Here is a 24,163-nt window from a genome sequence, read left to right on the forward strand (position 1 = left end):
CATGAAGATTCAGCTGAAATTTTTTGCCAGCGTCCGAGAAGCACTCGGCGTTGCCGACGAACAGGCCGACGTGCCCGACAGCGTGACGACCGTCGGCGACGTGCGCGCGTGGCTGCGCGTGCGCGGCGGCGCGTGGGCCGAAACGCTCGCCGAAGGGCGCGCGTTGCGCATGGCGTGCAACCACGAGATGACCGATCCGGGCACGCGGATCACCGAGGGTTGCGAGGTCGCGTTCTTTCCGCCGGTGACGGGCGGCTGAGCTTTGCATGGGGCCAGAGTAAGCGCTAAAGCGCCAACTCTGGTCGACCGCGAAGCATGGGACCAGAGTAAGCGCTAAAGCGCCAACTCTGGTCGACCGCGAAGCATGGGACCAGAGTAAGCGCTAAAGCGCCAACTCTGGTCGACCGCGAAGCATGGGACCAGAGTAAGCGCTAAAGCGCCAACTCTGGTCGACAGGGAAGGGTAATGGCAACGATACGAATCCAGACCGACGATTTCGATCTGAACGCCGAAGTGACGGCGTTGCGCGCGCGCAACCCGAAGATCGGCGCGGTCGCATGCTTCGTCGGCACGGTGCGCGACCTGAACGAAGGCGACTCGGTCGCCGCGATGGAGCTCGAGCACTATCCGGGGATGACCGAGAAGGCGCTCGAGAAGATCGCCGTCGAGGCCGGCCGGCGCTGGCCGGGCATCGACGTCGCGATCGTGCATCGCGTCGGCAAGCTTCATCCGCTCGACCAGATCGTGATGGTGGCGACGGTCGCCGCACACCGCGGCGATGCGTTCGCGTCGTGCGAGTTCGTGATGGACTATCTGAAGACCGAGGCGCCGTTCTGGAAGAAGGAAACGACGCCGGACGGCGAGCGCTGGGTCGATGCGCGTACCGCCGACGATGCAGCGCTCGCGCGCTGGGGCGTCGAATCGGGCAACACGCGAAGCTGAGCACGGCGTTCGTGCGATGCGGCGCCATGCCGCAGGCGCGCATTCGCTGCGCGCCGCGCGTTACGCGTCCGGATCGGCGCTGCGCCCGATGATCTTCGTCGGGAACGGCTCGCCGCGGGCGCGCGACGGCAACGCATGCGGATCGTCGCCCGCATCGCGGCGGCGCGGCGCGATCGCATCGAGCAGCGCCTGCTGCTCGGGCGGAATCCGGTAATCCCAGCCGAAGCGGCTCAACTGCAGGCTCTGCGCGATCCGCAATGCGGGTTCCATGAAGCGCACCGCCGCGGGCGGCGCGTAGCGCGCCTCGACGGTTTTCAGGAACAGCGACAGCCAGCGGCTGAAATGGGCGGGTTCGATCCCGTCGAGCGGCTGGTGCGCCTGCTGCACGTTGCCGCGATAGCCCTTGGTGCCGAGCACGAGGCTCGACCAGAACGTGACCATCTTCGGCAGATGGTCGTCCCAGCGGCCGGCCAGTTTCGCGTCGAACACGGGCCCGAGCAGCGAATCGGCGCGCACGCGGTCGTAGAACGCGTAGACGAGATCGCGAATGTTGTCTTCGGTCGGCTCGGCGTCGCGAGGGCGGGCCGGGGCGGTATCGGGCGAGGCGGGTATGGCGGTCATGGCAAAAAGGGCCGGGATGATCCAGGCAGCGGCGGGGCGGTGGCGCGAGCAACATGCAGGACGCCGGCAGGATTTTGACGCAAAATAGCGTCCACTACCCCCTGAAAAACGTGCTGATGCCATGCATCTTATTGCGCGCGCGCCATCCGGGCAACCCGGGGCCGCGAAACGGGACCGTCAGCCGGTCCGGCGCGCGTCCCGACCGGCCCGGTCTGCATGATCGGGGCACGATCGATTTTTTCCGCATTCGCTCATGAGACTCACCGACTACACCGACTATTCGCTGCGCGTGATGCTGTACCTGGCCGTGCGCGGCGAGGGGCTCGCGACGATCCAGGAAATTTCGGATGCCTACGGCATCTCGAAGAACCATCTGATGAAAGTCGTGCAGCAGCTCGGCGAGCTTGGATGGGTCGACACGGTTCGTGGCCGCAATGGCGGGCTGCGGCTGTTCCCCGAATCGCTGCAACTGACGGTTGGCCAGGTCGTGCGCGCGACCGAGAGCGACTTCGCGCTGGTCGGCTGCTTCCCGGCCGAGAACGGTGAGTCGCGCGGCTGCGTGATCGAGCCGCAGTGCCGCCTGAAGGGCGTGCTGGCGGCCGCACGCGATGCGTTCTTCGCCGAACTCGATCGTCATACGCTCGGCGAGCTGATCGAACCCGCGTCGCCGCTGATGGCATTGCTCGGCATCCGCCCGGTCGGGCTCGTGCGCGCCGAACCGTCGCCCGACGAATCGCCTGCGACCATCGAGCCGCCGTCGACGGCTGGCTGACACGCGGGCACCGCGTTCCGCGGTCCGCCCGCGGCCCGCTCCCGGGCCACGCTATCGCCATCCGGCAATTTTTGCGCTGAATCAACCCGAATTTCGCTTGAAACCTGCATAACCATCCTCACCTTGGTGTTAATCGAAAATTGGAGGTCTCGACTAAATGAGAATCGACAAGCTCACCACCAAGTTCCAGGAAGCACTCTCTGACGCGCAAAGCCTCGCGGCTGGCCGCGACAATCAATACATCGAACCCGTTCACGTGCTGGCCGCGCTGGTCGCGCAGCAGGACGGTTCCGCCCGCTCGCTGATGTCGCGCGCGGGTGTTCACATTCAGGCGCTGCAAGGCGCGCTGAACGAGGCGATTTCGCGCCTGCCGCAAGTGACGGGCACGGGCGGGGACATCCAGATCGGCCGCGAGTTGGCCGGGCTGCTGAACCAGGCCGACAAGGAAGCGCAGAAGCTCAACGACACGTTCATCGCGAGCGAGATGTTCCTGCTCGCCGTCGCCGACGACAAGGGCGAAGCCGGCAAGCTCGCGCGTCAGCACGGCCTCACGCGCAAGTCGCTCGAAGCCGCGATCGCGGCCGTGCGCGGCGGCTCGCAGGTGCACAGCCAGGACGCTGAAAGCCAGCGCGAGGCGCTGAAGAAATACACGGTCGACCTGACCGAACGTGCCCGTTCGGGCAAGCTCGATCCGGTGATCGGCCGCGACGACGAAATCCGCCGCTCGATCCAGATCCTGCAGCGCCGCACGAAGAACAACCCGGTGCTGATCGGCGAGCCGGGCGTCGGCAAGACGGCGATCGTCGAAGGGCTCGCGCAGCGCATCGTCAACGGCGAAGTGCCCGAGACGCTGAAGGGCAAGCGCGTGCTGTCGCTCGACATGGCCGCGCTGCTCGCGGGCGCGAAGTATCGCGGCGAGTTCGAGGAGCGCCTGAAGGCCGTGCTCAACGACATTGCGAAGGACGAAGGCCAGACGATCGTCTTCATCGACGAGATCCACACGATGGTCGGCGCGGGCAAGGCCGAAGGCGCGATGGATGCGGGCAACATGCTGAAGCCGGCGCTGTCGCGCGGCGAGCTGCACTGCATCGGCGCGACCACGCTCGACGAATACCGCAAGTACATCGAGAAGGACGCCGCGCTCGAGCGCCGCTTCCAGAAGGTGCTCGTCGACGAGCCGAGCGTCGAGGCGACGATCGCGATCCTGCGCGGGCTGCAGGAGAAGTACGAACTGCACCACGGCGTGGACATCACCGACCCGGCGATCGTCGCCGCGGCCGAGCTGTCGCATCGCTACATCACCGACCGCTTCCTGCCCGACAAGGCGATCGACCTGATCGACGAGGCTGCCTCGAAGATCAAGATGGAAATCGATTCGAAGCCCGAAGAGATGGACAAGCTCGACCGCCGGCTGATCCAGCTGAAGATCGAGCGCGAAGCGGTGAAGAAGGAGCAGGACGAAGCGTCGCAGAAGCGTCTGCAGCTGATCGAGGAAGAGATCGATCGCCTCGGCCGCGAATATGCGGACCTCGACGAGATCTGGACCGCCGAGAAGGCCGCGGTGCAGGGCAGCGCGCAGCTCAAGGAAGAGATCGAGAAGGTGCGTGCGGACATCGCGCGGCTGCAGCGTGACGGCAAGCTGGAGAAGGTCGCCGAACTGCAGTACGGCAAGCTGCCGCAACTCGAGGCGCAACTGAAGCAGGTCACGCAGGCCGAAGAGCAGGAGCAGCACAACCCGACGCGTCCGCGCCTGCTGCGCACGCAGGTCGGCGCGGAGGAAATCGCGGAAGTCGTGTCGCGTTCGACGGGGATTCCCGTGTCGCGGATGATGCAGGGCGAACGCGAGAAGCTGCTGCACATCGAGGAAAAGCTGCACGAGCGCGTGGTCGGCCAGGACGAGGCGATCACCGCGGTGGCCGACGCGATCCGCCGTTCGCGCGCGGGTCTCGCCGATCCGAACCGTCCGTACGGCTCGTTCCTGTTCCTCGGCCCGACGGGTGTCGGCAAGACCGAGCTGTGCAAGGCGCTGGCGTCGTTCCTGTTCGATTCGGAAGAGCACCTGATCCGCATCGACATGAGCGAGTTCATGGAGAAGCACAGCGTCGCGCGGCTGATCGGCGCGCCGCCGGGCTACGTCGGCTACGAGGAAGGCGGCTACCTGACGGAAGCCGTGCGCCGCAAGCCGTACAGCGTGATCCTGCTCGACGAGATCGAGAAGGCGCACCCGGACGTGTTCAACGTGCTGCTGCAGGTGCTCGACGACGGCCGCATGACGGACGGGCAGGGGCGCACGGTCGACTTCAAGAACACGGTGATCGTGATGACGTCGAACCTCGGCTCGCAGGTGATCCAGGCCATGACGGGGGCGCCGCAGGACGAGATCAAGGATGCGGTGTGGCTCGAGGTGAAGCAGCATTTCCGCCCCGAGTTCCTGAACCGGATCGACGACGTCGTCGTGTTCCACGCGCTCGATCGCAGCAACATCGAGTCGATCGCGAAGATCCAGCTGGCGCGCCTGCACGATCGGCTCGCGAAGCTCGATATGTCGCTCGACGTGTCGGAAGCGGCGCTCGAGCAGATCGGGAAGGTCGGCTACGATCCGCTGTTCGGCGCGCGGCCGCTGAAGCGCGCGATCCAGCAGGAGATCGAGAACCCGGTCGCGAAGCTGATCCTCGCGGGCCGCTTCGGTCCGAAGGACGTGATTCCGGTCGACGTCAACGACGGCAAGTTCGTGTTCGACCGCGTCGTGCACTGATCGCAGGCCGTCGGCCGCCCGCCCGGTTCGCGCCGGGCGCGCAAAAACAAACACCCCGCCTCGGCGGGGTGTTTGCATATGGGGCGGCCAAAAGGCCGCGGCGGGGGCTCAGCCCTGCTTGTTGCCGCCGAACAGGCCGGCGAGCTGCGACAGCGAGCCGAGCACGTTCGACGGATCGACCTGGGCCTGGCCGTCGGCCGGCACGGCGCCGTCCGGCGTCGCGTGGTTGACGACGTGCGGCAGCACCTGGGCGAGGACGGTCGATGCCATCGACGGATCGACGCCGAACTTGCTCGCCAGCGCGCCGATCGCGTCCGAGCCAAGCACGTTCTGCAGTGCGTCCGGCGAAATCGGCTGGTTCTGGCCGTTGCCGACCCACGAGCCGATGATGTCGCCGGCGCCGCCTGCCTTGAACTTCTCGATCAGGCCGTTCAGGCCGCCCGGCTGGTTGTTGATGAATTCGAGCGCGGTCGTGATGAGCGCGTTTTGCGAGTTGCCGCCGGCCTGGCCGCCGATCAGACCGCCGACGATGTCGAGGAGACCCATGGTTCTTCACCTTTACCGATAAGGGCGCCGGGATGACGGCGCCCGTTGAACGAATGCCGCGCGCACGCCGTCGCGCGCGCGGCGCACATCAGGCGCCCGACGCCGCGGCGGCGGAGGCTGCCTTGTCCTTCTTGCTCTTCTTCTTCGACCCCTTCGCGGCCTTCGCGGACGATGCCGCGGCCGGTGCGCTCGCACCCGCATCGGCGGATGCCGCCGCTGCTGCCGCAGCCTTTTCCTTCTTCGATGCGCGCTTGGCCTTGGCCGGCTTCGTTGCCGCATCCGGCGCGCTGGCTGCCGGCGTCGGCGCCGTTGCCGTCGTGCCGGCCGTCGTGGTGGAGGTCGACGCGGTGCCTGCCGTCGTCGCCGCCGGGGTGGTGGCCGGTGCCGTCGCGGCCGGCTTCGACAGCTTCACGCCCTTCGGCGGCGCCGACGAACCGCCGATCGTCAGGCCGTTTTCCTCGAGATGCCCAACCGATTTCGTGCCGAGACCCTTCACGCGGTTCGCGAGATCGTCGGCGTCCTTGAACGGGCCGTTCTTGGTGCGTTCGTCGATGATCGCTTTCGACTTCACGGGCCCGAGACCCTTCACGGATTCGAGCGCGGCCTGGTCAGCCGAGTTGACTTCGACGGCCGCGGCAAGGCCTGCGGCGAGCGACAGCGATAGCGCGACGAACAGCATCAGCAGCTTTTTCAGCATGGCAAAGGCTCCCTGGTTCTGACTCTGACGGATGAATGGCTGTTGCAACGGACGGCGGGACGGCACGCGGCCGGGCGTCGCCGTTAAGCATAGGACAAATGCGTGCCCTTTTTAAGACAGGCTGACCGAATCTTGCTGAAGGCTTGCGCCGCTGTAAAGGCTGAAAGCCGTGCCGGAAGCCGATTTTGACCATTCTTTACGGTGTCGCCGGTTAATGCCGCACTGGTCGTTCGACAAGGCTTGACTTAGAGTGAACTCTAACTCCTAACCTTGATCCTGCCATGTCGAAAACCGTATCGAAACCTTCTGCCGCCGGTCCGCTGACGATCGGCCAGGTCGCCGAGCTGACCGGCGTGTCGACGCACACGTTGCGGTATTACGAGCAGGCCGGGCTGCTGCGCGCGATTTCGCGCACGGCGGCCGGGCACCGGCTCTATGCGCCGGCCGACCTGGACTGGCTGGCCTTCGTGATGCGCCTGAAGGCGACCGGTATGCCGATCGCGCAGATGCAGCAGTTCGCGGCACTGCGCGCGCAAGGCGAGCCGACGTTCGGCGCGCGGCGTCGGTTGCTGGTTGCGCATCGCGACGCGGTGCGGGCGCATATCGCGGAGTTGCAGGCGAGCCTCGACGCGATCGGCGACAAGATCGCGTACTACGAGGCGCAGGAACGCGAAGCGGAACGACGGGCAAATCCTTCTCACGCTTTATCGGAACAGGACGGACACCATGGAACGACTCGTTGAAGATCGCTACACGCGCGGCTGGAACAAACTGAAGGAAATCGACGGCGAGGTGGGCGAACGCGTGATCGCAGCGCTTGCGCCGATCGCGCCGGACTTCGCACGGCTGCTGGTCGAGTTCAGCTTCGGCGACATCTACAGCCGGCCGCAGCTCGACCTGAAGGCGCGCGAGATTGCGACGATCTCGGCGCTGGCCGCGCTCGGCAACGCGCAGCCGCAGTTGAAGGTGCATATCGAGGCCGCGCTGAACGTCGGCTGCACGCGCGACGAGATCGTCGAGGTGTTTATGCAGATGTCGGTGTATGCGGGTTTCCCGGCCGCGCTCAACGCCCTGTTCGCTGCGCGCGAGGTGTTCGCGGCGCTGGACGAAGCGGCCGGCGAGGCAGACAAGGTGAACGACGTGGCCGGGCAGGTTGCGTGACGGGGCCCGCGCCCGCGCGTCACGCGCGGTGCGGCGCGACGATCCGGTGCTTCGCGATCCGCCGGTACAGCGTTGCGCGCGAGATGCCGAGCGCCTGCGCCGCCGCGTCGGGCCGCCAGCGGTGCGCGGTGAGCGCCGCGACGATGCGGCCGCGTTCGTCGTCGGGCAGCGCGCCGGCCGGGGTGCCGCCGAGCTGCGCGGCGAGGTCGGCCGGCAGATCGCGCGACGTCACGCGCGCGGCGTCGCACACGGCGCACGCATAACGCAGCACGTTGCGCAGTTGCCGCACGTTGCCGGGCCACGGGTAGGCGGCGAGCTGTTCGGCGAGCGTTGCGTCGAGCATGAGCACATGGCCGGTCGCTTGCGCTTCCTCGGCGAACACGGTGGCGATCACGTCGCGCACGTCCGCGCGCTCGCGCAGCGGCGGCAGCTCGAACGTCGCGCCGCTCAGCCGGTAGTACAGATCTTCCCGGAACGTGCCGTCGGCAACCATCCGCGCGAGATCGCGGTGCGTCGCGCAGATCACGTCGAGATCGACGCGCACGGGTGTGTCGCTGCCGAGCGGCACGACCTCGCCGTCGGCGAGCACGCGTAACAACCGCGTCTGCAGCGCGAGCGGCATGTCGCCGATTTCATCGAGAAACAGCGTGCCGCCGTCGGCGAGCGCGATCTTGCCGCGCGCGCCATGCTTGCGCGCGCCGGTGAACGCGCCGGCCGCATAGCCGAACAGTTCGCTCTCGATCAGCGCTTCCGGCAGCGCGCCGCAGTTGACGGCGACGAACGGTCGCGCGCGCCGCGCGCCGGCGTCGTGGAGCGCGCGCGCGAATACTTCCTTCCCCGCACCGGTTTCGCCGAGCACGAGAATCGGCAGCCGCTTGCTCGCGACGCGTAGCGCGAGTTCGGCCTGCTGTGCGATGCGCGGGTCGCTGCTGTGCAGGAACGGCGTCAGCGCGCCGACGTGGCGTGGCGCGGTGCCGGCGCGGCGCGGCGTCGTGCCGGGTTCGCGGCCGGCGCGCCGCAGCGGCGCACGCAGTCGCGCATAGAGCGGCGCGCCGGTCGCGCGCAGCCGCAGCGCGACGATTGCATCGAGCCGCGCGGCATCGCGCAGCGGCATCTCGGTCGCATCGAAAATCTCGTCGATATGACGCGGCTCGCGCAGCGCCGGCAGCGCATCGCGCGCGTGCCGGTTCGCGGCGACGATATTGCCGCATTCGTCGAACGCGATCAGCCATTCGGGTTGCGCTTCGACGTAGTGACGGTTCGGATGCCCGAACAATATCCAGTGCTGCGCGGTGCTGTGCACGAAGTAGCCGTCCTCGATCAGCGCCGCGCTCTGCCGCACGAGCTGGTAGACGAGGCGCTGGCTGTCGCGGCCGTCGGGTGAGTGAACAGCCGACGCGTCGAGCACGCCGATCAGCTCGCCGCCCGGCGAGAAGATCGGCGCCGCGCTGCACGTGAGCGTCGTGAACGCCGCGCGAAAGTGATCGGTCTTGTGCACGGTGATCGGCGCGAGATCGGTCAGCACGCTCGCGACGCCGCAGGTACCTTCCTCGCTTTCCGACCAGCACGAGCCGATGTGCAGCCCGGCATGGCGGAAGTCGTTGCGGCGCTCGCGGTCGATCCGGTAGTCGATCGTCACGCCGTGCGCGTCGGTCAGCATCACGCAGTAGTCGGCGACGCGGATCATGTCGTGCAGCCGCGTCAGGCACTGGCCCGACGCGCGCAGGAAAGCCTCCTCCTTGTCGCGCACTTCGCGCAGCTCGGCCGCGGTCAGCACGCGCGGGCCGATCGACGAAGCGGGGTCGAGACAGTAGCGCTCCAGCGACCGTTGCCACGACGACACGAGGCGCGTGGAATCGGCCGGCGCGGGCAGGCGCCCGGCGAGCGCGCCGAGCACTCGGTCGGCGTGCTGGGCCTGGGGGACGGCGTAGGGCATGGTCGGCTCCGGTTCCGTACGGCGGGGAATTCGATGTTCTTGTAGCACATCCGCTTCGGCGGATCACATTGCATCGCAGCACGCAGAAGGCGTGAGACGTTCGTCTCACCGGTATCGCGGCGCGTCTCGCACGGTTGAGACACGCGAACGCGCGGTACGCGACAGTCGTTCGGCAGGCGGCGGCATGCGCACTGCCGCGATGCCGCTGGGTTTGCGGGCAGCGTGGCGCGACGGAGCAGGTGTCGCGACGATCGCGCTGCGGTACAGAACACGTGAGACGCGCGGGCCGATTCTTCGCGCGCTGCGTCGTCGCGGCAGCGAATCCGGAATACGCGCATGCCCGCCGCGCCAGCATGCGCGCGGGTTTCGCGGTCATCGCACGCACGATGGCACGCCGCTTGCAGAGATCACGGACAAGTCGGCGCGGTTGCGTCGGCGACGACGATCCGCCGCCCGTCGATGGCAGCGGACGACACAGGCAGGGCCGCAGCAGGCGCGAATGTGCCGCTGCCGGTCCACTGGATGGAGACAAATCCGTGACGACGCCCGTTACCGTCGGTGTAATCGCGAACCCCGCCTCGGGGCGCGACATTCGCCGCCTTACGACGCATGCATCCGTGTTCCCGACGGCCGAGAAAGCGAACATGATCGTGCGCCTGCTGGCCGGCCTCGGCGCGATGGGCGTCGAGCGCGTGCTGACGCTGCGAGACCGGACGGGCATCGCGACGCTGCTGCTGCGCGCGCTCGACACGCATCGTGCGGTCGCGCCGCACGAGCGCTGGCCCGAAGTCGAATTCGTCGACCTGCCGATCACCGATACCGTCGCCGACACGCAGGCCGGCGCTGCATACCTGCACCGGATGGAAGTCGCGCTGATCGTCGTGCTCGGCGGCGACGGCACCCATCGCGCGGTGGCCGCGCACTGCGGCGCGACGCCGCTCGTCGCGCTGTCCACCGGCACCAACAATGCGTTTCCCGAACACCGCGAGGCGACCGTCGCAGGCGTCGCGGCGGGGCTAGCCGCGACCGGCGCGGTGCCGGCCGAGATCGCGTTCGTGCGCAACAAGCGGCTCGTCGTGCGCTGCGTGGCTGGCGCGCAGCCGGGCCGCGAGGAGATCGCGCTCGTCGACGTGTGCGCCGCGCGGCAGCGCTTCATCGGTGCGCGCGCGATCTCGGGGTCCGACGACATCGACGCGCTCTACCTGACCTTCGCGGAACCGGACGGCATCGGCCTGTCCGCGCTCGGCGGCGCGTGGGCGCCGCTCGAGCGCAGTGCGCCGCACGGGCTCGCGATGCGTTTCGCGGCCGATGGCAAGACGGCCGGCACGCCGCTCGTCGCGCCGATTGCGCCGGGCCGCGTCGATCGCGTCGTGATGCGCAGCTGCGAGCGGCTCGAGCCGGGCGCATGGCAGGCGATCCCGTTCGAGCGCGGCACGCTCGCGTTCGACGGCGAGCGCGAGATCGAAGTCGCACGCGGCGACCGCTACGAGATTTCGCTCGACTGGCGCGGCCCGCTGACGGTCGACGTCGGCCGCACGCTGCGCTACGCGTCTTCACGGCAATTGCTGCGCGATGCCGGCGCATGGCACGACTGAGCCCCCGTTTTCCCGAACGACATTTCGATATCCATATCGATCATCAAGGAGACATCGCCATGACAACCCCACTCGAAGGACAGGTCGCCATCGTCACGGGCGGCGCGCGCGGCATCGGCCGCGGCATTGCGCTGACGCTCGCCGGCGCGGGCGCCGACATCCTGCTGGCCGACCTGCTCGACGACGCGCTCGACGCCACCGCGCGCGAGGTGCGCGCGCTCGGCCGCCGGGCGGCGGTCGCGAAGGTCGACGTCACGCAGGCCGCGCAGGTCGACGCGATGGTCGCGCAGGCGCTCGCCGAACTCGGCCGGCTCGACATCCTCGTGAATTGCGCGGGCGTGATCAGCATTCATCCGGTCGAGGCGCTCACCGAACGCGACTGGGATTTCGTGATGGACGTGAACGCGAAGGGCACGTTTCTCGGCTGCCGCGCAGCGATCGCGCCGCTGAAGGCGCAGGGCCGCGGCCGGATCATCAACGTCGCGTCGATCGCCGGCAAGGAAGGCTTTCCGAATCTCGCCCATTACAGCGCGTCGAAATTCGCGGTCGTCGGTTTCACGAACGCGCTCGCGAAGGAGCTTGCGCGCGACGGCGTGACCGTCAACGCGATCTGCCCCGGCATCGTGCGCACCTACATGTGGGACCGGCTGTCCGACGAATGGAAGGCCGACGGCGAATCGGTCGAGGCGTCGTGGCAGCGGCACCAGCTGACGCTGATTCCGCAAGGCCGTGCGCAGACGCCCGAAGACATGGGCCGGCTCGCGCTGTTCTTCGCGACGATGGACAACGTGACCGGCCAGGCCGTGAACGTCGACGGCGGCTTCACGTTCCACTAACGGCCGCAGGCCGTGCAATCCGTCGCCACGGCACCGCCGCGGCGGCATTCGCAGTCAGACCTACCCAGGAGACACACATGACCGTTTCGACCCAGCTCAGCAGGGGCAAGCTGCTGGACGCATACCGGCTGATGCGCACGATCCGCGAATTCGAGGAGCGCCTGCACGTCGAGTTCGCGACCGGCGAGATCCCCGGCTTCGTTCACCTGTACGCGGGCGAGGAGGCGTCCGCGGTCGGCACGATCCTGCACCTCGGCCTCGACGACTACGTCGCGACCACGCACCGCGGTCACGGCCATTGCATCGCGAAGGGCGTCGACGTGCACGGAATGATGGCCGAGATCTACGGCAAGAAAACCGGCGTCTGCCACGGCAAGGGCGGCTCGATGCACATCGCCGACCTGTCGATGGGGATGCTCGGTGCGAACGGGATCGTCGGCGCGGGCGGCCCGCTCGTGTGCGGCGCGGCGCTCGCGGCGAAGCACCGGAAGACGGGCGGCGTCGGCGTGTGCTTCTTCGGCGACGGCGCGTCGAACCAGGGCGTGATCTTCGAATCGATGAACCTCGCGTCGGTGTGGCGGCTGCCGGCGATCTTCGTGGCCGAGAACAACGGTTATGCGGAAGCGACGTCGTCGAGCTGGTCGGTCGCCACCGACAACATCGCCGATCGTGCGAACGGGTTCGGGATGCCGGGCGTGATCGTCGACGGCTTCGACTTCTTCGCGGTGCACGAAGCACTCGGCGAAGCCGTCGAACGCGCGCGCAACGGCGGCGGCCCGACGCTCGTCGAGGTGAAGTTCACGCGGTATTTCGGCCATTTCGAAGGCGATGCGCAGACTTACCGCGCGCCGGGCGAGGTGCAGAAGTTGCGCGACGAGAAGGACTGCCTGAAGCGCTTCGAGACGCGCGTCGTGCGCGCCGAAGCACTGACGACCGCCGATCTGCGTGAGGTCGACGCACAGGTGAAGGCGCTGATCGACGACGCGGTCGCGCAGGCGAAGGCCGCGCCGGTGCCGGATGCCGCCGACCTGCTGACCGACGTCTACGTGTCGTACCCGTGAGCGCGCGCTGATCCAGCAGCCGGCACGGCGAACCGAATATTCCAGGAGACAGACATGGCAAGGAAGATCACTTATTCGCAGGCGATCAACGAGGCGCTCGCGCAGGAGATGGCGCGCGACGACAGCGTGATCGTGATGGGCGAGGACAACGCGGGCGGCGCGGGTGCGCCGGGCGAGGACGACGCATGGGGCGGCGTGCTCGGCGTGACGAAGGGGCTGTTCCACAAGTTTCCGGGCCGCGTGCTCGATACGCCGCTCTCCGAAGGCGGCTACATCGGCGCGGCGGTCGGCGCGGCCGCGTGCGGGATGCGCCCGGTCGCGGAGCTGATGTTCATCGATTTCATGGGCGTGTGCTTCGACCAGATCTTCAACCAGGCCGCGAAATTCCGCTACATGTTCGGCGGCAAGGCGGTGACGCCGGTCGTGATTCGCGCGATGTACGGCGCCGGGCTGCGCGCGGCCGCGCAGCACTCGCAGATGCTCACGTCGCTGTTCACGCACATCCCGGGGCTGAAGGTCGTGTGCCCGTCGACGCCGTACGACGCGAAAGGGCTGCTGATCCAGGCGATCCGCGACAACGATCCCGTGATTTTCCTCGAACACAAGCTGCTTTATACGCGCGAAGGCGACGTGCCGGAGGAGTCCTATGCGATTCCGTTCGGCGAGGCGAACGTGATGCGAGACGGCGACGACGCGACGATCGTCACGTACGGCCGGATGGTGCATCTCGCGATGGACGCGGCCGCGAAGCTCGCGAAGGACGGCATCCAGGTCGACGTGATCGACCTGCGCACGACGTCGCCGCTCGACGAGGACACGATCCTCGAAAGCGCGGCGCGCACCGGGCGCGTGGTGGTGGTCGACGAGGCGAACCCGCGCTGCTCGATCGCGACCGACATCGCCGCGCTCGTCGCGCAGCGCGCGTTCCGGGCGCTCAAGGCGCCGATCGAGCTCGTGACCGCGCCGCACACGCCCGCGCCGTTCGCGAGCGTGCTGGAAGACCTGTACATCCCGTCCGCCGATGCGATTGCGCAGGCGGTCCTGAAGACGAGGAGCTGACACGATGTCGATTCACATGATCACGATGCCCAAGTGGGGGCTGTCGATGGAGCAGGGGCAGATCAACGGCTGGCTGAAGGCGATCGGCGAACGCGTGACGAAGGGCGACGAAGTGCTCGACGTCGAGACCGACAAGATCTCGTCGGGCGTCGAATGCGCGTTCGACGGCACGCTGCGCCGGCAGGTCGCGCAGGAAGGCGAAACGCTGCCGGTCGGCGCGCTGCTGGGCGTCGTCGCGGCGGCCGAGGCGAGCGATGCCGACATCGACGCGGCGATCGCCGAGTTCCAGCGCGATTTCGTGCCGAGCGCGGCCGCCGACGAAGCGACCGGCCCGCAGCCCGAGAAGGCGCAGATCGGCGGCCGCACGGTGCGCTTCCTGAAGCTCGGCGACGGCGCGGGCACGCCCGCCGTGCTGATCCACGGCTTCGGCGGCGACCTGAACAACTGGCTGTTCAATCATGCGGACCTCGCTGCGCACCGGCCCGTGTGGGCACTCGACTTGCCCGGTCACGGCGAATCGGGCAAGGCGGTCGAGACGGGCAGCCTCGACGAACTGGCCGACGCGGTGCTCGCGCTGCTCGATGCGCAGCACATCGAGCGCGCGCACCTGATCGGCCATTCGATGGGCGGCGCGGTCGCGATGGCGGCGGCCGAGCGCGCGCCGCAACGCGTCGCGTCGCTGACGCTGATCGCGAGCGCGGGGCTCGGCGCCGACATCAACCGCGCCTACATCGACGGTTTCGTCGCCGGCAACAGTCGCAACACGCTGAAGCCGCATCTCGGCGCGCTGTTCGCGGACAACGCGCTCGTGACGCGGCAGCTCGTCGAGGATCTCGTCAAGTACAAGCGGCTCGAGGGCGTGCAGGCCGCGCTGGAGAAGATCGCGAACGCCGCGTTCGACGGCGCGGCGCAGCGGCGCGTGTTCCGCGACCGGCTCGCGTCGCTCGCGCCGCGCACGCTCGTGATCTGGGGCGAGCGCGACCAGGTGATTCCCGCGCAGCATGCGCAGGGTTTGCCGGACGGCGTGCGTGCCGAGGTGATCGCCGGCAGCGGGCACATGGTGCAGATGGAGGCGGCCGCCGACGTGAACCGCCTGATCGTCGCCTTTCTCGGAGACTGACGATGGCCGCCGCGCTCGAACGACCCAGCCTCACGGCGCTCGGCCAGCCGGGCGCGAGAAGCCGCGACAAGCTCGCGCGCATTCCGGTGCGCGTCGAGCCCGCGGCCGGCACGGCGCTGCCGAAGCCGCCGTGGCTGCACGCACGGCCGATGATGAGCGCGGCGGTCGCCGACATGGCGGCCGTGCTGCGCGAGCACCGGCTGCATTCCGTCTGCGAGGAGGCGATGTGCCCGAACATCGGCGAATGCTTCGCGCAGCGCACCGCGACCTTCATGATCATGGGCGGGCTGTGCACGCGGCGCTGCCCGTTCTGCGATGTCGCGCACGGCCGTCCCGAGCCGCTCGATCCCGACGAGCCCGCGCGGCTGGCCGACGCGGCCGCGGCGCTCGGGCTGCGCTACGTCGTGATCACGTCGGTGGACCGTGACGACCTGCGCGACGGCGGCGCCGCGCATTTCGCCGCATGCATCGCGGCGGTGCGCGCGAGCGTGCCGGGCATCGGCGTCGAGGTGCTGATGCCGGATTTCCGGGGCCGCGTCGCGCGTGCGCTCGATGCGTTGTCGCCGGCATGGCCGGACGTGTTCAACCACAACATCGAGACGGTGCCGTCGCTGTATCGCGCGGCGCGCCCGGGCGCCGACTATCGCGGCTCGCTCGAACTGCTCGCGCAGGCGAAGCGCGCGCGGCCGTCGCTGGCGACGAAATCGGGGTTGATGCTCGGGCTCGGCGAATGCGACGACGAGGTGCGCGACACATTGCGCGACCTGCGCGCGCACGACGTCGACGTGGTGACGCTCGGCCAGTATCTCGCGCCGTCCGCGCATCATCTGCCGGTGCGCCGTTACGTGAGCCCGGACGCATTCGCCGCGTGGCGCGCCGAGGCGTTGACGCTCGGTTTCAGGGAAGTGGTGGCCGGCCCGCTCGTGCGGTCGTCGTATCACGCGGCCGACGTGCTGGAGGACGCGTAGCGGGCCGCGCGTCAGGCGTGGGCGGCGACGTGCGCGCGGCTCACGCGGCGCAGGTAGAACGCGAGTCCGGCGCCCGCGAGCATCAGGCTGATCGTGTTCGCGAACCAGAAGCCGCGTGCGCCGGTCAGCCACGCGGGCGCGATGCCGCCGACGTCGAAGCCGAGCACGTAGCCGCCGCTGAGGCCGACGCCCCACAGCGCGACCGCGTAGATCACGGTCGGCACGACCGCGACCTTGTACGCGCGCAGCACGAACGCCGACGTGACCTGCAGCGCATCGAAGCAGTGGTAGCACGCGACGATCGCGACCAGCGGCATCGCAGCTGCCGCGACGGCCGGGTTCGGCGTGTAGCCGCTGATGATCAGCGGGCGCAGCGCAAAGATGAGCACGGCATAGGTGGCCGCGATCCCGCACGCGAAGATCACGCTGTGCCGGCCGAGCAGCCGCGCTTCTTCGGGGCGCCCGGCGCCGAGCGCGCGCGCGACGAGCGTCGACGCGGCTACGCCGATCGACAGCGGCGTCATGTACAGCACCGCGCCGATGTTGCCGGCGATCTGGTGGCCGGCGAGCGTCGTCGTGCCGAACTGCGCGATGAACAGCGCCATACAGGTGTACGACGTGACTTCGATCAGGTACGACAGGCCCATCGGCACGCCGAGTTTCAGGATCGCCTTCTGGCGTTCCCAGACCGGCCAGCAAAAGCGCGAGAAGATCGCGAGCGGCGCGAACACGTCGAGCTTCGCGAGCAGCGTGTAGCCGATCAGCGCGAGCGCCCAGTTGATCAGCGTGCTCGCGAGCCCGCAGCCCGGGCCGCCGAGCGCCGGCACGCCGAAGCCGCCGAAGATGAACCACACGTTGAGCGGAAACTTGAGCAGCAGCGCGCCGATCTGCAGGATCATCGCGAGACGCGGCTTGCCGGCGGCGTTGGTCAGTGCGTTGTAGATGCGAAAGACGAGGCTGGCGGGCAGCCCGTACGACAGGATGCGCAGGTAGTCGACGGTGCGATCGTGCAGCGCGGCGGGCGCGTGTGCGACGCGCAGCAACGGCTCCGGGAAATGCAGCAGCAGGAAGCCGGGCACCGCGAGCAGCAGCGCGAGCCACAGCGCCTGGCGCACTTCCTCGCCGATCTCGGCGTAGCGCCGCGCGCCGTACAGCTGCCCGGTGATCGGCTGCAGCGCGGACAGGATGCCCGTCAGGCCGATATAGATCGACACGTAGATCGACGAGCCGAGCCCGAGCGCGGCAAGATCGACGGCCGAGTAGCGGCCGACCATCGCGGTGTCGATCACGCCGAACGCGATGATCGCGAGCTGGCCGACGAGCACCGGCCACGCGAGACCGACGATCCGGCGGATGTCGCCGAGCATCGTCAATCGGCTGCCTGGCGGCGCGGCGGACGCCGCTTGACGGGCGTCTTCGGCCGCTCGATGCGCTCGTACAGACGGAAGCGTTCGTCGCGGTCCGCGGCGCGGCGGCCTTCCCACACGAGACGCCACACGTATTGCGACATCGCGCTCGGCTCGCCGAAGTCCGCGCGGTCCTGACGCAGGATCACGTCGCAGTCGCCGGAGAAATCGAAGTGCATGTTGCCGAAATACGCGAAGGTCGCGATCTGCGCATCGCCGAGCCGCACCGGCGAGATGCACTCGTAGTCGGACGGCAGGTGCGTGGCGATCTGCTGCGCGACATCGCGATAGGTCCGGCCATAGTTGACGATCGGCAGCCACAGCGTCATCAGCAGCACCCACATCAGCGTGGTGCCCGCGCCCGACAGCACCACGCTGCGCCACAGCACCTTCGGCTGCCGCGAGATGCGCCAGCGCACGAGCACGCACCAGCACACGGTGACGATCACCGCGCAGATGAACGACAGGATCTTGAAATGCGGCTCGTAGCCGGGCACGAGGCGCGCGAGGTTGCGCGCGAGCGGGTGCGGGAAACCGGTGAGCGACGCGAGCCAGACGAGCCACACGAAGGTGCCGAGGATCGTGAAGCTCAGCACCGCGAACCAGTCGATCGCGTTGATCGCGCCGCGCTTGAGGGTCGGCAGCGCGAACGTGGCGAGCACCGCGAGCGGCGCCATCAGCAGCATGTACATACGGTTCGACTGCTGGCTCTGCAGGATCACGAGCGCGACGAGCGGCACGGCGACCGACAGCGGAATCGCGATGTGCGCGCGGCGGCGCATGCCGGCCCAGCTCCACCATGCCCAGATCGCGAGCGGCCACGCGGGCCACGTGAACAGCGGCAGGTTCTTCGCCGCGTACCCGAGCACGGCGGTCGGCGGGCCCGAAAAGCGCATCAGGCTGCCGTGGATCCACTGGTTGAAGAACCATGCGGCATCGTCCGGCGCCGCGACGAACGCGGCGATCGGCCACAGCGCAAAAATTGCGACCGCGAGCGGCACGCCGACCAGCGGCAGGCGCAGGTTGCGCATCTCGGGCGTGACGAGCCACAGCGCGGCCGTGCCGGCGAGCAGCGCGACGACGAGCACGGGGTTGCCGGACAGCGCGACGAGGCCGATCGCGACGCCCCACCACAGCGCACCCTGCATCGGCTTGTCGATGCCGCGCACGATCCCGTAGACGAGCATCGCGATCCACGCGAACTGCGCGAGCTGCGGGGTCGTTTCGTGCCCGCGTTCCGCGAGGCCGAAGCATGCGACGAGGACCAGCAGCGCGCCGTCGGCGAGCGTGCGGCCGTAGTCGCGCGGCTCGGGTTCGCCGCCGAATGCGTACTTGAACGGCTGGACTTCGGCGCGCCGGCCGAGCAGGTAGGCGGCATACCAGACGAACGCGCACGCGACGCAGAACAGCACGCCGGTATCGACGCGCGATGCGTTGCTCGCATCGACCCACGGGTCGAGGCCGCGGATCGACAGCGCGCCGAGCCAGTAGCCGAGCGGCCCGTCGGTCGTGATGAACTTGCCGACGAGATTCGGCAGCAGCCAGTCGTGCCAGCCGCCCTTGGCCATCGTCCACATTACGCCGAAGCCCGCGGCGTCCTCGTTCTTCCACGGGTCACGGCCGAACAGGCCGAACGCCGCGTAGACGAAGCAGAGCGTGAGCAGCAGCCAGCGCGGCAGCGCGCGCGTGGCGGAGGCGGTGAGACGGACGACAGGCTTCATGCAGATGAGCGATTTGTTATTGGCGGGCGACCGGCGCGGTCGCGCGTGCCCGAGCCGGTTTCGAGCATCCGGCATTGTAGACGCGCCGGCAGTTGCGCGTCAGGTCGATGCCCGGGCGCCGGCCGGCTTGCGAGCGAGCAGAGACGAAAAAGGGCAGCCTGGGCTGCCCTTTTGTGCGACACCGGTGCGTTGCAACCACCGGATGCGAAGCGAAGCTTACTTCGCCTTGCCGCTGGCGCGTACGCCGAACTTGTTCTTGAACTTCTCGACACGGCCTGCCGTGTCCATGATCTTTTGCTGACCCGTGTAGAACGAGTGCGATTCCGACGACACTTCGATCTTGGCGAGCGGGTAGGTCTTGCCGTCGAGTTCGATGTTTTCGCGCGTCTGGATCGTCGAGCGCGTGATGAACTTGAAGCCGTTCGACATGTCTTGGAAGACGACTTCGCGGTAATTCGGGTGGATGCCTTCTTTCATGGTCTTTCCTTGGTGTTAGCGGTAGCCAACCCGCCGCTTGCCGTGCCGGACCGCGCGAATCGCGCATACCAGACGACGCCAAGCCCGGCGCGAGCCACTTGCCTAAGGTCGAAAAACGGCGATTATGCCAGAAAATCAGATGGTTGACGAATAATTTTCACGGCGCGTCGAGCGCGCCGGTGCCCGCCGGATCCTGCCGGTAGTAGCGGGCGAGCAGCCGGTACAGCTCCGGAAATTCGGACTCGAACGCTTTCGGTCGGACGAACAGCGCTTCGCTGCACACCGCGAAGAATTCCGACGGGTGATCGGCCGCATACGGGTCGATCAGCGATTCCCGCTCGAAGCGCGCCCACGCGCGGTCCGGCACCGCGTCGACGCGTGCGCAGAACTGGTCGTACGCATGTTCGAACACGTCGGCCCACGCCTGCGCGTCGAGGTGTGGCGCGTGCCAGCGGCGAAATAGGGGCGGATAGCCGTCGGCCGCGCCGTTGACCATGTCGATCTTGTGCGCGAACTCGTGGATCACGACGTTGTATGCGTCGTGGCCGTCCGTCATCTGCGCGTCTTCCCAGGACAGAATCACGGGGCCGCCTTCCCATGCCTCGCCGCTTGCATCCTGCTCGACTTCGTGGACGACGCCATCCTCGTCCTGCACGGTCTTGCGGATCACGAATTCGCCCGGATACACGACGACGCCGACCCAGCCGTCGTACAGCGACAGGTCGAGATTCAGCACGGGCAGGCAGGCCTGCGCGGCGATCGCGACGATCATCGCGTCGGTCAGCTCGAGCCCGTGCGCGGTCGAAAACGATTTCTTCGCGACGAACAGGCTCGTCAGCTCGCGCAGCCGGCCGAGCGCGTCGGGCGGCAGCGCGTCGAGGAACGGCAGGCGCTCGACCGTTTCCTGCCACAGCGCGTCGGGGATCGGGTGGCTGCGCAGCGCGCGGTCGCGGCGGCGGTCGTCGAACCAGCGGGTCAGTTTCGAGAGCATGGAGGCGGCGGCGGAAATCCAAAGCCTGTCTTTTAACTCAATCGATCTCTTTTTGCCATGCTGCGAAGAGGCCGCCGACCAGCGCGACCCCCGCCAGGAAGTAGAAGCCGTCGAGCGACGCGAGGAACGACGCCTGTTGCGCGACCATCCGCGCGATCGACGCGATCGCCAGGCCGTGCGCCTCGTTCAGTGCGTGGCCGGCCGCCGCATAGCTGCGCGTGAGGGTGTCGACGGTCTGCTGGAACAGCGGGTCGAACACGTTCGCGCGCTCGACCAGCCGCGTCTGGTGCACGGCCACCCGGTGCTGCTCGACGATGATCACCGACGACGTCGCGAATGAGATCGTCAGTTGCCGCACAATGTTTTTCAGCCGGTAGCCGTGGGTGTATTCGTCGATCGCGAAGATCCGGAACGTCAGGTTGGCCACCGGCAGCACGATGAAGAGCAGCAGCAGCCCGCGCAGCAGCAGCGGGACGATCAGCGCGGCTTCGCCGACTTGCGGCGTCATGCGCGTCATCCACAGTGCGGCCACGATGGCGATCGCGAACCCCGGCACGACGAACCATTTCTTGTGCGTGACGAATTTCGCGTAGCGCAGGTACGCGAACAGCGCGGTGGCCGAAATCAGCGACATCGTGCCCACCAGGCGCCCGGCGTTCTCGACCGGATAACCGAGCCCGCCTTCGAGAAAACGCGATGTCAGGTAACTGAAACCCGTCGTCTCGTAGTAATAGAACATGTAGAGCAGCAGCCCGACCTGGAACGTCCGCTCGCGAAACGCGTGCAGCCGCACGAGCGGCGTCGGATGATGCCACTGGTGATACGCGAACCACGCGAGCGCGCCGATTCCCGCGATCGTCAGCAGGATCAGCATCGGCGAGCCGCTGTAGAGCTGGTAATGCACCTGCTGCAGCACGATCTGCAGCGCGCCTTGCGCGAGCGCGAACACCACGTACGGCCAGAAATGACCGGAGCCGCGCGCGTCGTCGGGCGTCCGGCCCGAATCGGGCAGCGTGAGCAGCGCGAGGATCGCGAACGCGATGCCGGCGGGCGCCGTGCACGCGAACAGCGCGCGCCATGTCGAATGCGCGACGAGCAGCCCGCCGACGATCGGCGCGAGCGCGCTGCCGAGCAGGATCATGACGAGGAACGCGCGCGTCGCGGGCGGCCGCTCCTGCGGCTTGAAACTGATCTGGATCAGGATCCGGCACGCGCCCATCATCGGGCCGATGAAATAGCCCTGGAAACCGCGCGCGAACGCGAGTTCCAGCGACGTATCGGCGAGCGCGGCCGCGATCGCGCCGAACGAGAACATCAGCATGCAGCCGGCGACATAGCGGCGATGCCCGAGCCGGTCGACCCACCATTGCTGCTGCAGGATGCCGAGCACGGCCGTGACCGCGTACGCGCTCGACGACCACACGAGTTCGTCGGGCGACGCGTTGATGCCGCCCGCGATATAGCTTGCGAAGAACGAGAAGATCGCGTTGTCGAAGTAGTCGATGCCGGTGACGAGCGCGAGCGCCCACGGGAACAGGTCCGCACGCAGGTTCGCGCGGCTCCACAGCGGCGATCGGCCGGATGCCGCGTTCATTCGCGATCCTTGCGCGTGCGTCGCGTGCCGGCTTCGGCCTGCCGCTGCGCGATCAGCGCATCGGGATTTTCGCCGGCGAGGCGCCGCTCGACGTACTCGATGTCGTGCTGCAGTTCCTTGCGCAGCGCGACGGCTTCCTTCAGTTCGCGCTGGACGGCCGCGATCCGCCGGTCGAGCGTGCCGATCTGCTCGGCGAGGCCGGTGCGGATGTCGCGCAACGACGCATCCGAATAGCGGCGCCGGCCGTCGCCCGTTTCTTCCAGCGGACGCTTCAGCATTTCGGTGATGCCGTGCAGCGAGAAGCCGAGCGCGCGCAACCGCAGGATGCGCGCGAAGCGCTCGAGGTCGGCTTCGTCGTAGAGGCGGTAGCGGCCTTCGCTGCGCGATGGCGTGACGAGTCCGCGCTCTTCGTAATACTTCAGCGTGCGCGGCGTGACGCCGAGCCGCGACGCGGCGTCGCTCACGGTCAGCAACGGTTTGGGGGCGTCGTTCGGCATCGGCGGGCGGGGGATTCGGTCAGTGCAATGACGCGATTATAGATCAACCTGTACGTTCACGTTCAGGTTGGGACGGAAAAACGGCCGTCGGCATGATGTGCGGGCGGCCGTTCGAATGCGGGCGAGGGCGATCAGCCGCCGCGGCGCATCAGGTCGAAGAACTCGGAGTTGCTCTTCGTCTGGCGGATCTTGTCGAGCAGGAATTCCATTGCCTCGACTTCGTCCATGTCGTGGATGAACTTGCGCAGCACCCAGATCTTCTGAAGGATCTCGGGCTTGATCAGCATTTCCTCGCGACGCGTGCCCGACTTGTTCAGGTTGATCGACGGATACACGCGCTTTTCCGCGAGACGGCGCTCGAGGTGCACTTCCATGTTGCCGGTGCCCTTGAACTCTTCGTAGATCACGTCGTCCATGCGGCTGCCGGTTTCGATCAGCGCGGTGCCGATGATCGTCAGCGAACCGCCTTCCTCGATGTTGCGCGCCGCGCCGAAGAAGCGCTTCGGACGTTGCAGCGCGTTTGCGTCGACACCGCCCGTCAGCACCTTGCCCGATGCCGGGATCACGGTGTTGTATGCGCGTGCGAGACGCGTGATCGAGTCGAGCAGGATCACGACGTCGTGCTTCATTTCGACGAGGCGCTTGGCCTTCTCGATCACCATTTCGGCGACCTGGACGTGACGCGTGGCCGGTTCGTCGAACGTCGATGCGATCACTTCGCCGGCGACCGAGCGCTGCATTTCGGTCACTTCTTCAGGGCGCTCGTCGATCAGCAGCACGAACAGGATCACGTCCGGGTGGTTCTGCTTGATCGCGTGCGCGATGTGCTGGAGCATCACGGTCTTGCCCGACTTCGGCGATGCGACGAGCAGGCCGCGCTGGCCCTTGCCGATCGGCGCGATCATGTCGATGATGCGGCCCGTGACGTTTTCCTCGCCGCGCATTTCGCGTTCGAGCGACAGCGGCTTGTTCGGGTGCAGCGGCGTGAGGTTCTCGAACATGATCTTGTGTTTCGAGGCCTCGGGCGGCTGCCCGTTGACTTTGTCGACCTTCACCAGCGCGAAGTAGCGCTCGCCGTCCTTCGGCGTGCGGACTTCACCTTCGATGGTGTCGCCGGTGTGCAGGTTGAAGCGGCGGATCTGCGACGGGCTGATATAGATGTCGTCGGTGCTCGCGAGGTACGACATTTCCGGCGAGCGCAGGAAGCCGAAGCCGTCCGGCAGCACTTCGAGCGTACCGTCGCCGAAGATCGTCTCTCCCGTCTTGGCGCGCTTTTTAAGAATGGCGAACATCAACTCCTGCTTGCGCAGGCGGTTCGCGTTTTCGATCTCGAGGCCATTGGCCATTTCGATCAGTTCGGAGACGTGCAGAGACTTGAGCTCGGATAAATGCATACGGAGAACCCGCC

23 protein-coding genes are annotated in these 24,163 nt (G+C 67.7%); 12 read left to right on the forward strand and 11 right to left on the reverse strand.

Annotated features, from left to right (window positions below; genetic code table 11):
* Window position 1: 1 nt before the first annotated feature.
* Both moaD and moaE read left to right on the forward strand, forming a co-directional pair.
* Window positions 2-259, forward strand: coding sequence for a molybdopterin converting factor subunit 1 (gene moaD, locus BBJ41_RS02735; protein ID WP_069745210.1), 258 nt, complete (start codon window positions 2-4; stop codon window positions 257-259).
* A gap of 206 nt (window positions 260-465) precedes the next feature.
* Window positions 466-942, forward strand: a complete 477-nt coding sequence (moaE, locus tag BBJ41_RS02740; RefSeq protein WP_069745211.1) for a molybdopterin synthase catalytic subunit MoaE — start codon at window positions 466-468, stop codon at window positions 940-942.
* A 60-nt stretch (window positions 943-1,002) separates the two neighbouring features.
* Here moaE and BBJ41_RS02745 read toward each other — a convergent pair whose 3' ends face one another.
* The gene (locus BBJ41_RS02745) at window positions 1,003-1,563 is read right to left on the reverse strand and encodes a group III truncated hemoglobin (RefSeq protein ID WP_069745212.1); all 561 of its coding nucleotides are present in this window, start codon (window positions 1,561-1,563) and stop codon (window positions 1,003-1,005) included.
* A gap of 253 nt (window positions 1,564-1,816) precedes the next feature.
* Here BBJ41_RS02745 and BBJ41_RS02750 point away from each other — a divergent pair, with 253 nt between their 5' ends.
* A complete protein-coding gene (locus BBJ41_RS02750) occupies window positions 1,817-2,335 on the forward strand; it encodes an Rrf2 family transcriptional regulator (protein ID WP_069745213.1) in 519 nt (172 codons plus the stop codon).
* A gap of 157 nt (window positions 2,336-2,492) precedes the next feature.
* Window positions 2,493-5,090 carry an ATP-dependent chaperone ClpB gene (gene clpB / locus BBJ41_RS02755; RefSeq protein ID WP_069745214.1) on the forward strand — a complete coding sequence of 866 codons (2,598 nt, stop codon included), beginning with the start codon at window positions 2,493-2,495 and terminating at the stop codon, window positions 5,088-5,090.
* Window positions 5,091-5,198: 108 nt separating this feature from the next.
* Here clpB and BBJ41_RS02760 read toward each other — a convergent pair whose 3' ends face one another.
* On the reverse strand, window positions 5,199-5,636 hold the full coding sequence (locus tag BBJ41_RS02760; protein ID WP_069745215.1) for a YidB family protein: 438 nt from the start codon (window positions 5,634-5,636) through the stop codon (window positions 5,199-5,201).
* Between the two features lie 88 nt (window positions 5,637-5,724).
* Entirely contained in the window at window positions 5,725-6,333 is a 609-nt protein-coding gene (locus BBJ41_RS02765) for a ComEA family DNA-binding protein (protein WP_069745216.1), read from the reverse strand.
* A 281-nt stretch (window positions 6,334-6,614) separates the two neighbouring features.
* Here BBJ41_RS02765 and BBJ41_RS02770 point away from each other — a divergent pair, with 281 nt between their 5' ends.
* Both BBJ41_RS02770 and BBJ41_RS02775 read left to right on the forward strand, forming a co-directional pair.
* A complete protein-coding gene (locus tag BBJ41_RS02770; RefSeq protein ID WP_069745217.1) occupies window positions 6,615-7,076 on the forward strand; it encodes a MerR family transcriptional regulator in 462 nt (153 codons plus the stop codon).
* Window positions 7,060-7,494, forward strand: a complete 435-nt coding sequence (locus tag BBJ41_RS02775) for a carboxymuconolactone decarboxylase family protein (protein WP_069745218.1) — start codon at window positions 7,060-7,062, stop codon at window positions 7,492-7,494. Before BBJ41_RS02770 ends, BBJ41_RS02775 begins: the two co-directional genes overlap by 17 nt.
* A 19-nt stretch (window positions 7,495-7,513) precedes the next feature.
* Here BBJ41_RS02775 and BBJ41_RS02780 read toward each other — a convergent pair whose 3' ends face one another.
* Window positions 7,514-9,430: a sigma-54-dependent Fis family transcriptional regulator gene (locus BBJ41_RS02780; protein WP_069745219.1), complete on the reverse strand. Its 1,917-nt coding sequence runs from the start codon at window positions 9,428-9,430 to the stop codon at window positions 7,514-7,516.
* 536 nt (window positions 9,431-9,966) lie between these two features.
* Here BBJ41_RS02780 and BBJ41_RS02785 point away from each other — a divergent pair.
* The 6 genes from BBJ41_RS02785 (at window position 9,967) to lipA (ending at window position 16,069) form a co-directional block, all read left to right on the forward strand.
* On the forward strand, window positions 9,967-11,025 hold the full coding sequence (locus BBJ41_RS02785) for an ATP-NAD kinase family protein (RefSeq protein WP_069745220.1): 1,059 nt from the start codon (window positions 9,967-9,969) through the stop codon (window positions 11,023-11,025).
* A 59-nt stretch (window positions 11,026-11,084) separates the two neighbouring features.
* The gene (locus BBJ41_RS02790; RefSeq protein WP_069745221.1) at window positions 11,085-11,861 is read left to right on the forward strand and encodes an SDR family NAD(P)-dependent oxidoreductase; all 777 of its coding nucleotides are present in this window, start codon (window positions 11,085-11,087) and stop codon (window positions 11,859-11,861) included.
* Between the two features lie 77 nt (window positions 11,862-11,938).
* The gene (locus BBJ41_RS02795) at window positions 11,939-12,922 is read left to right on the forward strand and encodes a thiamine pyrophosphate-dependent dehydrogenase E1 component subunit alpha (RefSeq protein WP_069745222.1); all 984 of its coding nucleotides are present in this window, start codon (window positions 11,939-11,941) and stop codon (window positions 12,920-12,922) included.
* Between the two features lie 54 nt (window positions 12,923-12,976).
* The gene (locus tag BBJ41_RS02800; RefSeq protein ID WP_069745223.1) at window positions 12,977-13,981 is read left to right on the forward strand and encodes an alpha-ketoacid dehydrogenase subunit beta; all 1,005 of its coding nucleotides are present in this window, start codon (window positions 12,977-12,979) and stop codon (window positions 13,979-13,981) included.
* Between the two features lie 4 nt (window positions 13,982-13,985).
* Window positions 13,986-15,101 carry an acetoin dehydrogenase dihydrolipoyllysine-residue acetyltransferase subunit gene (locus BBJ41_RS02805; protein WP_069745224.1) on the forward strand — a complete coding sequence of 372 codons (1,116 nt, stop codon included), beginning with the start codon at window positions 13,986-13,988 and terminating at the stop codon, window positions 15,099-15,101.
* A 2-nt stretch (window positions 15,102-15,103) separates the two neighbouring features.
* Window positions 15,104-16,069, forward strand: a complete 966-nt coding sequence (gene lipA / locus BBJ41_RS02810; protein WP_069745225.1) for a lipoyl synthase — start codon at window positions 15,104-15,106, stop codon at window positions 16,067-16,069.
* An 11-nt stretch (window positions 16,070-16,080) separates the two neighbouring features.
* Here lipA and BBJ41_RS02815 read toward each other — a convergent pair whose 3' ends face one another.
* From BBJ41_RS02815 to rho, 7 genes are all read right to left on the reverse strand, one after another.
* A complete protein-coding gene (locus BBJ41_RS02815) occupies window positions 16,081-17,436 on the reverse strand; it encodes an MATE family efflux transporter (RefSeq protein WP_069745226.1) in 1,356 nt (451 codons plus the stop codon).
* A gap of 2 nt (window positions 17,437-17,438) precedes the next feature.
* Window positions 17,439-19,271 (reverse strand): ArnT family glycosyltransferase, encoded by a 1,833-nt coding sequence (locus BBJ41_RS02820; RefSeq protein ID WP_156814735.1) that lies wholly within the window; start codon window positions 19,269-19,271, stop codon window positions 17,439-17,441.
* 141 nt (window positions 19,272-19,412) lie between these two features.
* A complete protein-coding gene (locus BBJ41_RS02825) occupies window positions 19,413-19,673 on the reverse strand; it encodes a type B 50S ribosomal protein L31 (RefSeq protein WP_006753671.1) in 261 nt (86 codons plus the stop codon).
* 157 nt (window positions 19,674-19,830) lie between these two features.
* On the reverse strand, window positions 19,831-20,664 hold the full coding sequence (locus BBJ41_RS02830; RefSeq protein WP_069745228.1) for a M90 family metallopeptidase: 834 nt from the start codon (window positions 20,662-20,664) through the stop codon (window positions 19,831-19,833).
* Window positions 20,665-20,701: 37 nt separating this feature from the next.
* Entirely contained in the window at window positions 20,702-22,258 is a 1,557-nt protein-coding gene (locus BBJ41_RS02835; protein ID WP_069745229.1) for an MFS transporter, read from the reverse strand.
* On the reverse strand, window positions 22,255-22,755 hold the full coding sequence (locus tag BBJ41_RS02840) for a MerR family transcriptional regulator (RefSeq protein WP_069745230.1): 501 nt from the start codon (window positions 22,753-22,755) through the stop codon (window positions 22,255-22,257). The genes BBJ41_RS02835 and BBJ41_RS02840 overlap by 4 nt, the downstream gene beginning before the upstream one ends.
* Before the next feature lie 131 nt (window positions 22,756-22,886).
* Complete coding sequence (gene rho, locus BBJ41_RS02845; protein WP_006478662.1) at window positions 22,887-24,149, reverse strand: transcription termination factor Rho; 1,263 nt, start codon at window positions 24,147-24,149, stop codon at window positions 22,887-22,889.
* Window positions 24,150-24,163 lie beyond the last annotated feature (14 nt).

This window comes from Burkholderia stabilis, assembly GCF_001742165.1.
Lineage (GTDB): Bacteria > Pseudomonadota > Gammaproteobacteria > Burkholderiales > Burkholderiaceae > Burkholderia > Burkholderia stabilis.

What these genes read in the sequence shown, in the direction of transcription:
- moaD (WP_069745210.1), top strand. Translation starts at nt 2, where the DNA reads ATGAAGATTCAGCTGAAATTTTTTGCCAGCGTCCGAGAAGCACTCGGC.
- BBJ41_RS02780 (WP_069745219.1), bottom strand. Translation starts at nt 9,430, where the DNA reads ATGCCCTACGCCGTCCCCCAGGCCCAGCACGCCGACCGAGTGCTCGGC.
- rho (WP_006478662.1), bottom strand. Translation starts at nt 24,149, where the DNA reads ATGCATTTATCCGAGCTCAAGTCTCTGCACGTCTCCGAACTGATCGAA.
- BBJ41_RS02760 (WP_069745215.1), bottom strand. Translation starts at nt 5,636, where the DNA reads ATGGGTCTCCTCGACATCGTCGGCGGTCTGATCGGCGGCCAGGCCGGC.
- BBJ41_RS02750 (WP_069745213.1), top strand. Translation starts at nt 1,817, where the DNA reads ATGAGACTCACCGACTACACCGACTATTCGCTGCGCGTGATGCTGTAC.
- moaE (WP_069745211.1), top strand. Translation starts at nt 466, where the DNA reads ATGGCAACGATACGAATCCAGACCGACGATTTCGATCTGAACGCCGAA.
- BBJ41_RS02815 (WP_069745226.1), bottom strand. Translation starts at nt 17,436, where the DNA reads ATGCTCGGCGACATCCGCCGGATCGTCGGTCTCGCGTGGCCGGTGCTC.
- clpB (WP_069745214.1), top strand. Translation starts at nt 2,493, where the DNA reads ATGAGAATCGACAAGCTCACCACCAAGTTCCAGGAAGCACTCTCTGAC.
- BBJ41_RS02770 (WP_069745217.1), top strand. Translation starts at nt 6,615, where the DNA reads ATGTCGAAAACCGTATCGAAACCTTCTGCCGCCGGTCCGCTGACGATC.
- BBJ41_RS02795 (WP_069745222.1), top strand. Translation starts at nt 11,939, where the DNA reads ATGACCGTTTCGACCCAGCTCAGCAGGGGCAAGCTGCTGGACGCATAC.
- BBJ41_RS02825 (WP_006753671.1), bottom strand. Translation starts at nt 19,673, where the DNA reads ATGAAAGAAGGCATCCACCCGAATTACCGCGAAGTCGTCTTCCAAGAC.
- BBJ41_RS02840 (WP_069745230.1), bottom strand. Translation starts at nt 22,755, where the DNA reads ATGCCGAACGACGCCCCCAAACCGTTGCTGACCGTGAGCGACGCCGCG.
- lipA (WP_069745225.1), top strand. Translation starts at nt 15,104, where the DNA reads ATGGCCGCCGCGCTCGAACGACCCAGCCTCACGGCGCTCGGCCAGCCG.
- BBJ41_RS02835 (WP_069745229.1), bottom strand. Translation starts at nt 22,258, where the DNA reads ATGAACGCGGCATCCGGCCGATCGCCGCTGTGGAGCCGCGCGAACCTG.
- BBJ41_RS02765 (WP_069745216.1), bottom strand. Translation starts at nt 6,333, where the DNA reads ATGCTGAAAAAGCTGCTGATGCTGTTCGTCGCGCTATCGCTGTCGCTC.
- BBJ41_RS02830 (WP_069745228.1), bottom strand. Translation starts at nt 20,664, where the DNA reads ATGCTCTCGAAACTGACCCGCTGGTTCGACGACCGCCGCCGCGACCGC.
- BBJ41_RS02820 (WP_156814735.1), bottom strand. Translation starts at nt 19,271, where the DNA reads ATGCCGGATGCTCGAAACCGGCTCGGGCACGCGCGACCGCGCCGGTCG.
- BBJ41_RS02790 (WP_069745221.1), top strand. Translation starts at nt 11,085, where the DNA reads ATGACAACCCCACTCGAAGGACAGGTCGCCATCGTCACGGGCGGCGCG.
- BBJ41_RS02745 (WP_069745212.1), bottom strand. Translation starts at nt 1,563, where the DNA reads ATGACCGCCATACCCGCCTCGCCCGATACCGCCCCGGCCCGCCCTCGC.
- BBJ41_RS02775 (WP_069745218.1), top strand. Translation starts at nt 7,060, where the DNA reads ATGGAACGACTCGTTGAAGATCGCTACACGCGCGGCTGGAACAAACTG.
- BBJ41_RS02805 (WP_069745224.1), top strand. Translation starts at nt 13,986, where the DNA reads ATGTCGATTCACATGATCACGATGCCCAAGTGGGGGCTGTCGATGGAG.
- BBJ41_RS02800 (WP_069745223.1), top strand. Translation starts at nt 12,977, where the DNA reads ATGGCAAGGAAGATCACTTATTCGCAGGCGATCAACGAGGCGCTCGCG.